The sequence below is a fragment of the Streptomyces sp. NPDC001507 genome, assembly GCF_042894765.1.
Taxonomy (GTDB): domain Bacteria; phylum Actinomycetota; class Actinomycetes; order Streptomycetales; family Streptomycetaceae; genus Streptomyces.
Genome location: NZ_JBIAVV010000007.1, coordinates 289,063 through 301,942, shown reverse-complemented (window position 1 = coordinate 301,942; position 12,880 = coordinate 289,063). Strand labels below are relative to the sequence as shown.

Here is a 12,880-nt window from a genome sequence, read left to right as displayed (position 1 = left end):
GTAGGTCATCGGGCGGTGGAGGCGGCATGGCCGGCAAGCAGGCGGCGGAGCTGCCGCGCAAGGTGTACGAAGCGGAACTGCTCCGGTTGCAGACCGAGTTGGTGAAACTGCAGGAGTGGGTGCGGGCCACGGGCGCACGTCTTGTTGTGATCTTCGAGGGACGGGACGCGGCCGGTAAAGGCGGGACGATCAAACGGGTGACCGAGCACCTCAATCCGCGGATCGCGCGGATCGCGGCGCTGCCGAAACCCACCGAGCGCGAGCGCACCCAGTGGTACTTCCAGCGGTACGTGGAGCATCTCCCGGCGGCCGGGGAGATCGTGCTGTTCGACCGGTCCTGGTACAACCGGGCCGGCGTCGAACGCGTGATGGGTTTCTGTACGAAGGAGGAGTACCAGCTCTTCCTGCGGCACTGCCCGATCTTCGAGCGGATGCTGGTGGAGTCCGGGATCCTGCTGCGCAAGTACTGGTTCTCGGTGAGCGACACCGAGCAGCAGGACCGGTTCCGCAAGCGCCTCGAGGATCCGCTGCGGCGCTGGAAGCTCTCGCCGATGGACCTGGAGTCGATCACCCACTGGGAGGCGTACTCCCGGGCGAAGGACGAGATGCTGGTCCACACGGACGTCTCGGACGCGCCCTGGTACGTCGTGGAGAGCGACGACAAGCGCCGGGCCCGGCTCAACATGATGGCCCACCTGCTGTCGACCGTGCCGTACCACGACGTGCCGCCGCCGGTGCTGGAACTCCCGAAGCGGCCGCCGTCGACCGGCTACGAGCGGCCGCCCAGGGATCTGCAGACCTACGTCCCCGATCACGCGGCGAGCCTCTGAGCGAGCGGGTCCCCGGACGGCGCCGCCGGGCGGCCCCCGGCCGGGCCGACGAGTGCCGCGGTGACGGTGCGAAGCATGATCGTCACCTCCTGGTCTCTGGTCTCCTGGGCTTCTGGTCTCCTGGGCCGAGGGATCGCGCGGGGCTCCTTCGGCGGATCCGGTTCAAGCGTCGGATCCGGGAGGTCCGGCGGGCAGGGGCCACTGGTCCCGGACCTGAGGGACCGCTCGGCCCATGGCGGGCCCGGCCCCGGCACCGCACGCTGACAGTGGCAGCCCGTACCCACGTCCCGCCCGGGAGGCAGGCCATGAGCACCCCGTCGACCCTCAGCATGCTGCGCGTCCTGCCCGCCGACCGGCAGCGGCAGCTGATGCGCCACGCCCGGGAGGTCGCCTTCCCGCAGGGCACGCGGCTCTTCGAGGAGGGCGGTCACGCCGACCGGTTCTGGATCATCCGCACCGGCCGCGTCGAACTCGACATGCACGTCCCGGGCCGCCGTGCGGCCGTCATAGAGAGCCTCGGGCACAACGAGCTCATCGGCTGGTCCTGGCTGTTCGCGCCCCCGGTGTGGCACCTGGGTGCCGAGGCCACCACGCCGGTGCGCGCCTACGAGTTCGACGCCGCGACCGTCCTGGCCCTGTGCCGGGAGGATCCGGCGCTGGGCAACGCGGTCAGCCAGTGGGTGGGCCAGGTGCTCGCGCACCGTCTGCGCGCGGCCCGGAAACGGCTGCTGGACCTGTACGCCCCGTACGGCGCCGGCGCGAGCGTCTGACACCGTCCGCGGCCGGCGCACACCGCCGGTGAGGCGACAAGTGGGGCCGGTCGGCCCTGGTGCGACCGGCCCCCGGCGGACGATGATCCTGATGGGCGGCCCGTGGTCTGCCCGCCGTCCGGGACAGACCGGGATGCCGGGGACAAGGGGACGTCACGATGTCGGAGCCACGCACCTTCTCGGAACAGCACCCGATCCGCGTGTTCCTGCTGGACGACCACGAGGTCGTCCGGCGCGGCATCACCGACCTCCTCGAAGCGGAACCCGACATCACGGTCGTCGGCGACGCCGGCACCGTCCAGCACGCCCTCGCCCGCGGCCCCGCCCTGCGCCCGCACGTCGCCGTCCTCGACGTCCGCCTGCCCGACGGCGACGGCATCACCGTCTGCCGCGAACTGCGCGACCAGATGCCCGGCCTGGCCTGCCTCATGCTCACCTCCTTCGACGACGAGGAAGCCCTCCTCGACGCGATCATGGCCGGAGCCGCCGGCTATGTCCTCAAGCAGATCAAGGGCTCCGACCTGGTCTCCGCGGTCCGCACGGTCGCCTCCGGCCAGTCCATGCTGGACCCCGCCACCACGGCCCGCCTCATGCGCTCCCTGCGCGCCGACCCCGCCCAGACCCCGTCCGTGCCACCCGAACTCGCGAGCCTGTCCCCCCGCGAACGCGACATCCTCGCCCTCATCGGCGACGGCCTCACCAACCGCGAGATCGGCAAGAAGCTCTACCTCTCCGAGAAGACCGTCAAGAACCACATCTCCCGCCTCCTCGCCAAACTCGGCGTCCAGCGCCGCGTCCAGGCCGCCGTCCTCGCCACCCACCTGGAGCAGCCGGGGGCCGGGGGCCCTGCGAAGTAGGGCCCGGAAAAGATCTCGCCCGGTTTCTGTTACCGAGGTGCCCGTGGCGGTCCCTCCCCTTCACATGGACACCTCCTCGAACACCCCGGAGCCCCGGACCCCCCTCTCCCACCGCGCTCCCACGTGGTCCCGCCGCAGGCTCCTCGGCGCCACGGCGGGCGGCACCGCGGTCGCGGCACTCGGCACGTTCGGCGTCACCCGCTTCGCGTCGGCGGCCGACACGAGCACCACCGCGAGCGCGGCCGGCGACGTGGTCGGCAAGGTCACCGTCGGCTACCAGGGCTGGTTCGCCTGCAAGGGCGACGGCGCCCCCATCAACGCCTGGTGGCACTGGGCCCCCAACAGCGCCTCCACCCCCTCCCCCAGCAACAACGGCATCAAGGCCTGGCCCGACATCCGCGACTACACCAGGACCTACACCACCGCGTTCGCGAACTTCGGCAACGGCCACACCCCCGCCCTCTTCTCCTCCTACGACCAGCAGACCGTCGACACGCACTTCCTGTGGATGCAGCAGTACGGCATCGACACCGCCGCCCTCCAGCGCTTCAACCCCACCGGCGGCGAGGGCCCCACCCGCGACGCCATGGCGACCAAGGTGCGCAGCGCCGCCGAGGCGTACGGCCGGAAGTTCTACATCATGTACGACGTCAGCGGCTGGACGAACATGCAGTCCGAGATCAAGACCGACTGGACGAACAAGATGTCGGCGCACACGGCGAGTTCGGCGTACGCGACCCAGAACGGCAAACCCGTCGTCTGCATCTGGGGCTTCGGCTTCAACGACGACAAACACGCCTTCACCGCCGACGCCTGCCTCGACGTCATCAACTGGTTCAAGAACCAGGGCTGTTACGTCATCGGCGGCGTCCCCACCTGGTGGCGCACCGGTACCGGCGACTCCCGCTCGGGGTTCTCCGACGTCTACCACGCCCTGAACATGATCTCGCCCTGGATGGTCGGCCGGATCGGCAACGCCTCGGACGCCGACAACTTCTACACCAACGCCACCGTCCCCGACGTCGCCGACTGCGCCTCCCACGGCATCGACTACCAGCCGTGCGTCCTGCCCGGCGATGTCGCCGAACACCAGCGCGCCCACGGCGACTTCATGTGGCGCCAGTTCTACAACATGGTCCGCGCCGGCGTGCAGGGCATCTACATCTCCATGTACGACGAGTACAACGAGGGCAACCAGATCGCCAAGACCGCCGAATCTCAGGCCTGGGTCCCCACCGACTCCGGCCTGCTCGCCCTCGACGAGGACGGCACCGCCTGCTCCGCCGACTACTACCTGCGCCTCACCGGCGACGGCGGCCGCATGCTCAAGGGCGCCCTGGCCCTGACCGCCACCCGCCCCACCGCCCCCTACGTCAACGGCACCTCCGCTGGCAGCCCCGCCACCGCCACCATCGCCCTCAAGGCCCGCGCCAACGGCAAGTACGTCACCGCGGAGAACGCCGGCGCCTCGGCCCTGATCGCCAACCGCGACTCCGCCGGCACCTGGGAGAAGTTCGACCGGATCGACCTCGGCAACGGCACGATCGCCCTGCGCGCCCGTGCCAACGGGCAGATCGTCTGCGCCGACAACGCGGGTGCCTCCGCCCTCATCGCCAACCGCACCGCCATCGGCAGCTACGAGACCTTCCAGCTCGTCACCAACTCGAACGGCACCGTCAGCCTCCTCGCCGCCGCCGACGGCAAGTACGTCACGGCCGAGAACGCCGGCGCCGACCCCCTCGTCGCCAACCGCACCGCGATCGGCACCTGGGAACAGTTCGACCTGACCACGGTCTAGGTGCCACGGCCGGCCATGGCCGAGGTTCGCAGCGGGCACCACCCGCTGCGGGCCTCCCGCGACTTTTCGGCCGTACCGCCAGCCCCGCGGGGCTCCGGCCTACCAGCCGCGGCGCCCGTGAGTCCGGCCGGTCCGCAGCAGGGTCACCAGCTCACGTCGCAGGGAACGGTCTTCCTCCGTCTCCACCGATGCGTCCAGCTGCACGATGTCGATGCCGGCCGTGCGCAGCCAGTCGATGCGGTCCGCCACCGTGCGGGGCGAGCCGACGAACGCGGCGGCCAGGGAGCGGCGGATGTACGCGGTGATCTCGGCCGGACCCGTCCCGGGCACCGAGCGGCCGCGTTCGCGGTCCCGGTCGAGTTGGACGGCCTCCGTCCAACGGGAGCTGCGGGCCGCGGTGCTCAGCCGGACCGCGTCGTCGGCGATCCGGCGGGCCTTGGCCCGGGCCTGTTCGTCGGTGGGAGCGAGGACCAGGCCGACGGGCCGCCAGATGCGCAGCGACCGTCCGTGCCGGGCCGCGGCGGCTCTGATCTCGGCGACACGCAGCCGGGTCGCGGTGAGGGGCATGGGCGCGATGGCGTACACCTCGGCGTACCGGGCGGCCAGTTCGAGGCCTTCCGGGGACGAGCCGCCGAAGGACACCAACTCGCCGCGCGGCTCGGGGCGCAGGCCCGAGCGAGCGCCGCGCAGCGTGTAGAACTCGCCCTCGAAGGTGAAGTCCTTCTCCTCGGCCAGTGCCCGGTGGAAGACGTCCAGGTACTCCGCCGCGCGCCGGTAGCGGTGCGCCTTCGGCAGGGTGTCGCCGTCCCGTGCGACATCGACGTCGCTGGAGCCGACGATCACGTGCGCGGCCGCCCGGCCGCCGGACAGCCGGTCAAGGGTGGCGAGGGACCGGGCCGCCGCGGTGGGCGCGGTGACGCCGATCCGGTGGGCCACGGCGATCCGCAGCCGGCTGGTGGCCGCGAGCGCCCAGGTCGCGACGATCCACGGGTCCGGCCAGGAACTCGACTGCGTCACCAGTGCGCTGTCGAGTCCGTCCTCCTCGTTCTCCCGGGCGCTGCGGGCGACGTGGTGGGGGTCCGCGTCCCGCGCGCGGGGGTCGGGGGCGAACCGCAGCGCCTGCCGTTCCCGGGGCGTGTCGCCGGGCACCGGGGCGGCGCGGACGCCGCCGCGCAGGTCGAGTTCCATGCCGGAACCTCCACAGGTCAGCCGCCGGTGGGTCCCAGGCGGGCCAGGGTGTCGAGCAGCCGGGCCCGGCTGACGAACACCTCGGGGGGCAGGGAGACGTAGAGCTGGAGCGTGGTCACGCCGGGGCGGTGGTAGCGCAGGATGCGTTCGCGGCACTCCTCCGGCGAACCGCTGATGAACAGCCCGTCCACGACCTCGTCCGGCAGCGCCTTCTGGGCGGCCTCGATGTCGCCCGCGGCCCAGCGCTCGTGCGATTCGCGCAGCAGTTCGCCGTGGCCGAGCCACTCGTGGAACTTGCGGTACGGCTCCCGGTTGAGGATCCAGGCGAGGAAGGGCCGGGTGGCGCGGTGGGCGTAGTCGGTGTCCTCGGTGGGACAGACGAAAACCTTGACGACGAGTTCCTTGCCGGGCGGTTGCGGGCCCACCGCGTGGAGGATCTTCGGCACGTCCTCGGGGAAGAGCAGGTTGGTGATGGCTCCGTCCCCTTCGGTGAAGCCGAGCCGCAGCATGCCGGGCCGCAGTGCGCCGAGGATGACCTTGACGGGGGCGGCCGGCGGATGCGGCAGCCGGTACCCGGTGATCGAGAAGGTGTCGAAGTCGCCCGCGATGTGCTCGCCGCGCAGCGCCCGCGTCACGAAGCGCAGCACGTCACGGGTCCGCTTGAAGGGTTCGTCGAAGGGGATGCCGTTGATGTCCGTGACATGCGCGGGCACCGACGCACCGAGGCCCAGGAGCAGCCGCCCGGGGGCGAGTTGAGCCAGTGTGGCGGCGGTCTGGGCGAGGACGGCCGGTCCGCGGGTGTGCACGGGGACGATACCGGTGGCGATCCGCAGGGTGTCCGACCAGGCGGCGGTGACGGCGAGCGGGGTGAAGGCGTCGGTGCCGCCACCCTCCGCGCTCCACACGTCGGTGTAACCGAGGCCGGGCAACCGCTCCACGAGGAAGCGGTGCCGGTCGATGGTCAGGCCCGGCAGCGGCAGGGTGATCCCCCACCTGGGCGGTTGCCGGTCGTCGCTCATACGGACGGCCGTCCTTTCGTACGTCGTCGGGGGCAGGTCGGTCACTTGCCGACCCATACGGCGGTGAGGTCCAGGAACCAGGACTGCGGTTGGACGAGGCCGTGGACCGTGGGGGCGAGGGCGCGCGGGTTGCGGTCGTTGACCACGAACAGCCAGGGCGCGTCCTGGGTGACCCGGGTGAGTGCCTGCCGGTAGTCGCTCTGCCGGGTGGCCTTGTCGGGCGAGGCCGCGGCCGCCGCGAGGAGCTTGTCGACGCCCGGGTTGCTGTAGTGGCCGGTCCAGAAGGGGCTGTTGCTGCCGATGAACAGCGGCAGCAGTGCCTCGGACTGGAAGAGGGTGGTGGACTGGGCGATGGCGTCCGACCCGAGGGCGACCTTGCCCTTGGCCTCGGCGCCGATCAGCGTGGTCCAGTCGGTGGTGCGGATGGCCACCTTGATGCCGACGGCGGCCAGATCGCGTTGCAGCGCCTCGGTGATGGGCACGGGCAGCAGGTTGCCCGAGCCGCCGGTCGGCACGGTGACGGAGGTGCTGAAGCCGTTCGGATAGCCGGCCGCGGCCAGCAGCCTTCTGGCCTTGGCGGGGTCGTAGGAGTAGGTGTTCCCCTTGGGGTCGTAGGCGAAGGTGGCGCGCGGGGCGGCCTGGTAGGCGGGGTCGGCGGTGCCGTGCAGGAGGTCGTCGGCGATGGCCTTGCGGTTGATGGCGTAGTTGGCGGCCCGGCGTACCCCGGCGTTCTTCCAGGGGCCGTCGGTGGTGTCGAGGATCCAGTACCAGAGGTGGTCGTAGCTGTTGGTGAGGATCTGCGCGCCGTCGGCCTTGAGGCTCGCGAGGTCGTCCGGGTTGGGGTATTCGATCCAGTTGACGGAGCCCGAGCGCAGGGCCGCGGTGCGGGCGGCCGGGTCGGGGAGCGCCTTGACGATCAGTCGGTCGAGCTTGGGCGCGCCGCGCCAGTAGTGCTTGTTGGCGACGAGTTCGATCTGTTCGCCCGGGGTCTGGGACTTGAAGCTGAACGGCCCGGTCCCGACGGGGTGTTTCGAGAAGTTCGCCGAGCCCGTCGCGCGTACGGCGGTGGGGCTGGCGATCAGGACGTGGGCGAGGTCCTCGGGGAAGTGGCCGTTGGGGGACTTCGTCACCAACTCGACGTGGTCGGCGTCGAGTTTGCGGTAGCGGGTGATGTCTCCGGCGTACTCGCTCGCGGCGGCTCCGAGGGCGGGGGTGTAGGAGGCGCTCTTCTTGTCGAGGTAGCGGTCGAGGTTGAAGATCACCGAGTCGGCGTCGAAGCGGGTGCCGTCCTGGAAGGTGACGCCCTTGCGCAGGGTGAAGGTCCAGGTTCGGTGGTCGGCGGCGACCTTCCAGGAGGTGGCGAGGGCGCCGGTGATCTCGGACGGGGCGTCGGTCCTGGACAGGTCGTAGCGGGTGAGGCCCTCGTACAGCTGGAAGGAGACCAGCCGCTTGCCTTCGAAGCCGGCGCCGCCGATGACGGTGTCGGGGTTGGGGAGCTTGCCGGTCGCGCCGATGACGAGGGTGCCGCCGCGTCCGGCGGAGCGGCCGGCGGCCTGTCCGGCGGAGGACGAGCTGCAGCCCGCGACGGCGAGCAGGAGCAGGGCGGCCGGGAGAACGGTTCTGATGCGGGGGCGGTGCTTCATGGGGTTCCCGTCGGTTCAGTGGAGCAGTGAGGGTTCGCCGGTGGCCGCCGCCAACAGGGCCCTGGTGTAGGGGTGCCGGGGTGCCGTCCAGACGCTGTCGGCGCGGCCTTCCTCGACGATCCGGCCGTGCCGCAGCACGGTCACCCGGTGGGCGAGGCGGCGTACGACGGCCAGGTCGTGCGAGATGAAGAGGTAGGCCAGGCCCAGGCGGTCCTGGAGTTCGGTGAGCAGGTCGAGGACCTGGGCCTGCGTCTCGGGGTCGAGGGCGGAGGTCGGCTCGTCGCAGACGACCAGCCGGGGCCGGGTGGCGAGCGCGCGGGCGATGGCGACGCGTTGCAGCTGGCCTCCGGACAGTTCGCCGGGGTGGCGGCGGGCGAGCCGGGGGTCGAGGCCGACCTGCCGGAACAACTCCGCCACCAGGGCGGAGCGTTCGCGGCGCGGCGTGCCCTGAGTGCGCAGGGCGAAGTGCACGGCTTCCCCGGTCCGCAGGCTCGGGTTGAGCGAGCCCCGGGGGTGCTGGGGCACGAACTGGAGGTGGGCCCGGATCGCCCGGCCGGCCCGGCCGTGCAGCCGTGCCGGGTCGTGCCCGGCGAAGCGGACCGTGCCGGCGGTGGGCGCGATCAGGCCGAGGGCGAGCCGGGCGAGGGTGGACTTGCCGGAGCCGGACTCGCCCACCAGGCCCAGGGTCTCGCCGGCCGCGACGCTCAGGGTGACGTCGTCCACGGCGACCGGGCCGCGCGGGTAGCGCTTGGTGACGTGGACGGCGGTGAGCAGGGCGTCCTGGGAGTCGGTCATGGGCGGTCTCCGAGCGGGGCGGCGAGCGGTTCACCGGCGGGGAGGACGGTGCGGGTGAGCACCTTGTCGGCCGAGCCCGTCTCGACGACCCGTCCCTCGCGCATGACGGCGACCCGGCCGCCGATCCGGCGGGCCGCGCCCAGGTCGTGGGTGACGAGCAGCAGGGCGATGCCCTGCTGGGTGCGGAGGTCGTCGAACAGGTCGAGGATCCGGCCCCGGACGAGGGCGTCCAGGGCGGTCGTGGGTTCGTCGGCGATCAGCAACTCGGGGCCGCAGGAGACGGCCAGGGCGATCGCCGCACGCTGCTTCAGGCCGCCGGACAGTTCGTGGGGATACGCGCGGGCCACCCGCTCCGGGTCCGCGACGCCCGCGGTGGCGAGCAGTCCGGGGACGGCGGAGCGGGCCGTGCGCCGGCTGCCGGCGACGCGGTGGCGCAGCAGGACTTCCGTGATCTGCGGGCCGATCCGGCGCAGCGGGTCGAGGGCGCCGGCCGGGTCCTGCGGGACGTGGCCGATGCGGCGTCCGCGGATGCGGGACAGGGCGGTCTCGCCCAGCGTCCGCAGGTCGGTGCCGCCGAGCCGGATCCGGCCGGTGACCTGCGCCTCGCGGCCGGGCAGGCCCAGGACCGTGCGGGCGACCGTGGTCTTGCCGCTGCCGGACTGCCCCAGGAGCACCAGGGCGGCGCCTGCCTCCAGGGTGAACGAGACGTCGTCCACCGCCTGGACCGGTCCGTCGGGTCCGTCGTAGCGCACCGACAGGTTCTCCACCGAGAGGGTCATCGTGCCCCCTGCGGAAGCCGGGCCGCGCGGTCGCCGACGCGGTGGCGCAGGGCGTCGCCGAGGGTGTTGAAGACGACCGACACGACGACGATGGTGAGCGCGGGCAGGATCGCGACGAGGGGATGCATGAACAGGCTGGGCCGCAACTCGTCGAGCATGGCGCCCCATTCGGCGGCCGGCGGGGCGACGCCGAGGCCGAGGAAGGAGAGGCCGGCGGCGTACACGACGCAGAGGCCGACGAGCGAGGACGCGTAGACGAGGACGACCGGGGCGACGACCGGGGCCACTTGGCGCAGCGCGATCGCCGTACGCCCGGCGCCGCTGACCCGCGCGGCCTCCAGGTACTCGGCGGTGCGGATGCGCTGCACCTCGGTGAAGACCACTCGGGCCACGGCCGGGGTGAGGACGACGGACAGGGCGAGGACGGTCGCGGTCAGGCCGGGCTGCAGGAGCGTGGCCACGGCGATGGCCAGCAGTACGCCGGGGAAGGCGTACAGCACGTCGAGGGCGCGCAGCAGGACCTGTTCGGTGATCCGGCCGCCGAGTCCGGCGGTGATGCCGACCACGGTGCCGGCCGTCGTGGCGACCGCGACCGGCAGCAGGCCGCCGATGAGCGAGGGCCGGGTGCCGAGGATCAGTCGGCTGAGCAGGTCGCGGCCCTGGGAGTCGGTGCCGAGCGGATGCCCCGGGCTGCCGGGGTCCAGCAGCCGGTCCTGGAGCGATCCGGCGGTCGCCGTGTACGGGGCGAGCAGCGGTCCGGCCAGGGCGAGCAGGAGCAGCAGCACGGCACAGCCGGCCGGGACGAGCAGGCCCGGGTCGCGGTACGGGGCGCGGCTCATGCCGTGCTCCGCACCCGGGGATCGATGAGCGCGTGGGCCGCGTCGACGAGGATGTTGACGCCGACGAAGGCCACGGCGACGACCAGTACTCCCCCTTGGACCAGCGGCAGGTCGCGTGCGGTCAGCGCGTCGTACAGGAGCCGCCCGATTCCGGGCCAGGCGAACAGGGTCTCCACGAAGACCACCCCCTCCAGCAGGTAGGCGAGTTGCAGGCCGCCGATGGTGAGCAGCGCGGGTGAGGCGTTGTGCGCGCAGTGGCGCAGGACGGCCGTCCGGCTCAGGCCGCGGGCCCGCAGCCCGTCGGCGAGATCGGAGGCGAGCGCGGCGCCGAGCGCGGTCCGGAACACGCGGGCCGTGAGGCCGAGCGGCACGAGAGCGGCCGCGGTGGCGGGCAGCAGCAGATGGCGCAGCAGGTCGGGTGTGCCGCCGGCGCCGAACACGTCGTGCGTGCCGCCGGCCGGGAGCCACCGCAGCCGCACCGCGAAGACCGCCAGGAGCAGCAGGGCCACCGAGTACTGCGGGGCGGACACGGCCAGGGTGCTCAGCGCTCCCGACAGCCTGCCGCCCGCGCCGCCGGGGCGTACGGCGCCGAGCGCGCCCAGCAGCACACCGCCGGTGACGACCAGCAGGAACGCGGCGCCCGCCAGGATCAGGGTCTGGCCGAGGGCGGGCAGCAACAGCTCCCCGACCGGGCGCTGGGCGGAGATCGAGGTGCCCAGGTCGCCGTGTGCGGCGTGCCAGAGCCAGCCGGCGTAGCGCGCGGGCAGCGGCCGCCCGGTGCCGAGGCGTGCGGCGAGTTCCCGGCGGGCCTCGGCCGGCGCGCCGGGGCCCAGCAGGGCGGCGACCGGGTCGCCGGGGATCAGGGCGACGGTGGCGTAGACGACGGCGCTCACGCCGAGCAGCGTCGGTACGGCGAGCAGCAGCCGGCGCAGCAGGAACCGGGTCATCCCGGGGCAGGGTGGGGCGGGGGTCCTGACATGAGGGTGCTTCCTTCCTCGGCGGCGAATCGGTGCGTGAGGAAGGGTGCGGGGCGGGCCGGGGCGGCAACCAGCCAGGCGTTCGTGCTGATACCGGAGGTCATAGGACCACCGGGACCCGGCAGACCGACCTTGACCCGCCACAAAATGGCCAATTACCCTTCCTGCATGGCCCCTTGGCGAACCGACTTCACCCTGGTCGGTATCGGCGGCTCGTGGCACCGCAGGTGCTTCGACGAGACCTGTCCGCGCGCAGCACGCTGACCGCCCGGCCTTTTCGCCGTCCCGGCAGCGTCCTCCTCCGTCATCCCCGCCGGGCCCGGTCCAGGGCACGGCGCCGCCGTACCCGAGGGGACCGCGACACGATGCCACGCACCGCCGAAGCACCGATCGAGCCGCTGGAGCCGATCACGGCGCCGGGCCCTCCACCGGCCGTCCGCAGGGGCACCGGCGCCCTGCGCAGACCGTCCGGCACCGCCGCGCTGCACGCCGAGATAGACAACCCACTGGACCTGATCGCCGGTCACCAGCTGCTGGCCGAGACCGACCACCGGCGTGAGGCCCCGACGCGTGGCAGGACCGCCTGTGAGTGCGGCCATCCCGCGTGCGGGGCACCGTCGGCCGGGCCCGCCGCGGGCACGAGGGTGTTCCTGGTCGAACGGCATCCGGTGGCCCGCGCGGGGCTGCGCAGCGTGCTGTCCACGGTGCCCGGTCTGACGGTCGTGGGCAGCACGGGCGACCAGGAACACGCCCTGGGCAGCGTGCGGCGGGTGCGGCCGGACGTGATCCTGCTCGGGCAGGGTGACTCCCTCGGGGACGATCTGGCCGCGGTGGTGCGACTGCGCGGCCCGGACGGCGCTCCGGACGCGCGGGTCCTGCTGCTGCGCCGCGCCGAGACCACGGCCGAGGCCAACCGGATGCTCCTGGCCGGTGCGAGCGGCTGTTTCCCGCTGGAGCTGGCGGAGGACCGGATCATCGGCGCGGTGACACTGGCCGCGGCGGGCGGCTCGGTGTTCCTGCCGGCACCGCCCGCCGCCCGGCTGCCGGTGGCGCGCGCGGCCGGGCACGCCACCGAGCCGCTGCCCCAGCACTGCGGGCTCACCGACCGCGAACGCGATGTCCTCGCGCAGCTCGCCCAGGGGCTGAGCAACGCGGAGATCGGCCGTGAACTGGCCCTGGCCGAGGCCACGGTGAAGAAGCACCTCACCCAGGCCATGCGCAAGACCGGCCAACCGGACCGGCTGCGGGCGGCGTTGTACGCGCATCGGCACGGCCTGGCGGGCTGAACTCCGCAGAGCGGCACACCGCGGGCGGGCACTCCACGGGGTGCCCGTCCGCGGTGTGCCGTGCGCCCGGCGGGGGCGACGTTCGGAGCAGTGCGGGCG

12 protein-coding genes are annotated in these 12,880 nt (G+C 72.9%); 5 read left to right on the top strand and 7 right to left on the bottom strand.

All coding sequences use genetic code 11. From position 1 onward, the window contains the following. Nucleotides 1-26: 26 nt before the first annotated feature. From ppk2 to ACFY0K_RS23930, 4 genes are all read left to right on the top strand, one after another. Nucleotides 27-830: a polyphosphate kinase 2 gene (gene ppk2 / locus ACFY0K_RS23945; protein WP_351955866.1), complete on the top strand. Its 804-nt coding sequence runs from the start codon at nt 27-29 to the stop codon at nt 828-830. Between the two features lie 305 nt (nt 831-1,135). Next, a complete protein-coding gene (locus tag ACFY0K_RS23940) occupies nt 1,136-1,600 on the top strand; it encodes a cyclic nucleotide-binding domain-containing protein (RefSeq protein ID WP_351955865.1) in 465 nt (154 codons plus the stop codon). Between the two features lie 158 nt (nt 1,601-1,758). Continuing rightward, nucleotides 1,759-2,457, top strand: a complete 699-nt coding sequence (locus tag ACFY0K_RS23935; protein WP_382719732.1) for a response regulator — start codon at nt 1,759-1,761, stop codon at nt 2,455-2,457. 43 nt (nt 2,458-2,500) lie between these two features. After that, entirely contained in the window at nt 2,501-4,255 is a 1,755-nt protein-coding gene (locus tag ACFY0K_RS23930) for a xylosidase (RefSeq protein WP_390641575.1), read from the top strand. A 99-nt stretch (nt 4,256-4,354) separates the two neighbouring features. Here ACFY0K_RS23930 and ACFY0K_RS23925 read toward each other — a convergent pair whose 3' ends face one another. From ACFY0K_RS23925 to ACFY0K_RS23895, 7 genes are read right to left on the bottom strand one after another with little or no spacing between them, the layout of a single operon-like run. Then, nucleotides 4,355-5,443 carry an LLM class flavin-dependent oxidoreductase gene (locus ACFY0K_RS23925; protein ID WP_390641574.1) on the bottom strand — a complete coding sequence of 363 codons (1,089 nt, stop codon included), beginning with the start codon at nt 5,441-5,443 and terminating at the stop codon, nt 4,355-4,357. Between the two features lie 17 nt (nt 5,444-5,460). Then, entirely contained in the window at nt 5,461-6,462 is a 1,002-nt protein-coding gene (locus ACFY0K_RS23920; protein WP_390641573.1) for an LLM class F420-dependent oxidoreductase, read from the bottom strand. Nucleotides 6,463-6,503: 41 nt separating this feature from the next. Then, on the bottom strand, nt 6,504-8,105 hold the full coding sequence (locus ACFY0K_RS23915; RefSeq protein ID WP_390641572.1) for an ABC transporter substrate-binding protein: 1,602 nt from the start codon (nt 8,103-8,105) through the stop codon (nt 6,504-6,506). 15 nt (nt 8,106-8,120) lie between these two features. Continuing rightward, complete coding sequence (locus ACFY0K_RS23910; RefSeq protein WP_390641571.1) at nt 8,121-8,900, bottom strand: ABC transporter ATP-binding protein; 780 nt, start codon at nt 8,898-8,900, stop codon at nt 8,121-8,123. Next, on the bottom strand, nt 8,897-9,679 hold the full coding sequence (locus tag ACFY0K_RS23905) for an ABC transporter ATP-binding protein (protein ID WP_390641570.1): 783 nt from the start codon (nt 9,677-9,679) through the stop codon (nt 8,897-8,899). The genes ACFY0K_RS23910 and ACFY0K_RS23905 overlap by 4 nt, the downstream gene beginning before the upstream one ends. Further along, nucleotides 9,676-10,518, bottom strand: a complete 843-nt coding sequence (locus ACFY0K_RS23900) for an ABC transporter permease (protein ID WP_390641569.1) — start codon at nt 10,516-10,518, stop codon at nt 9,676-9,678. Before ACFY0K_RS23900 ends, ACFY0K_RS23905 begins: the two co-directional genes overlap by 4 nt. After that, nucleotides 10,515-11,465: an ABC transporter permease gene (locus tag ACFY0K_RS23895; RefSeq protein WP_390641568.1), complete on the bottom strand. Its 951-nt coding sequence runs from the start codon at nt 11,463-11,465 to the stop codon at nt 10,515-10,517. The genes ACFY0K_RS23900 and ACFY0K_RS23895 overlap by 4 nt, the downstream gene beginning before the upstream one ends. A 395-nt stretch (nt 11,466-11,860) precedes the next feature. Here ACFY0K_RS23895 and ACFY0K_RS23890 point away from each other — a divergent pair, with 395 nt between their 5' ends. Then, a complete protein-coding gene (locus ACFY0K_RS23890; protein WP_390641567.1) occupies nt 11,861-12,781 on the top strand; it encodes a LuxR C-terminal-related transcriptional regulator in 921 nt (306 codons plus the stop codon). Nucleotides 12,782-12,880: the final 99 nt, after the last annotated feature.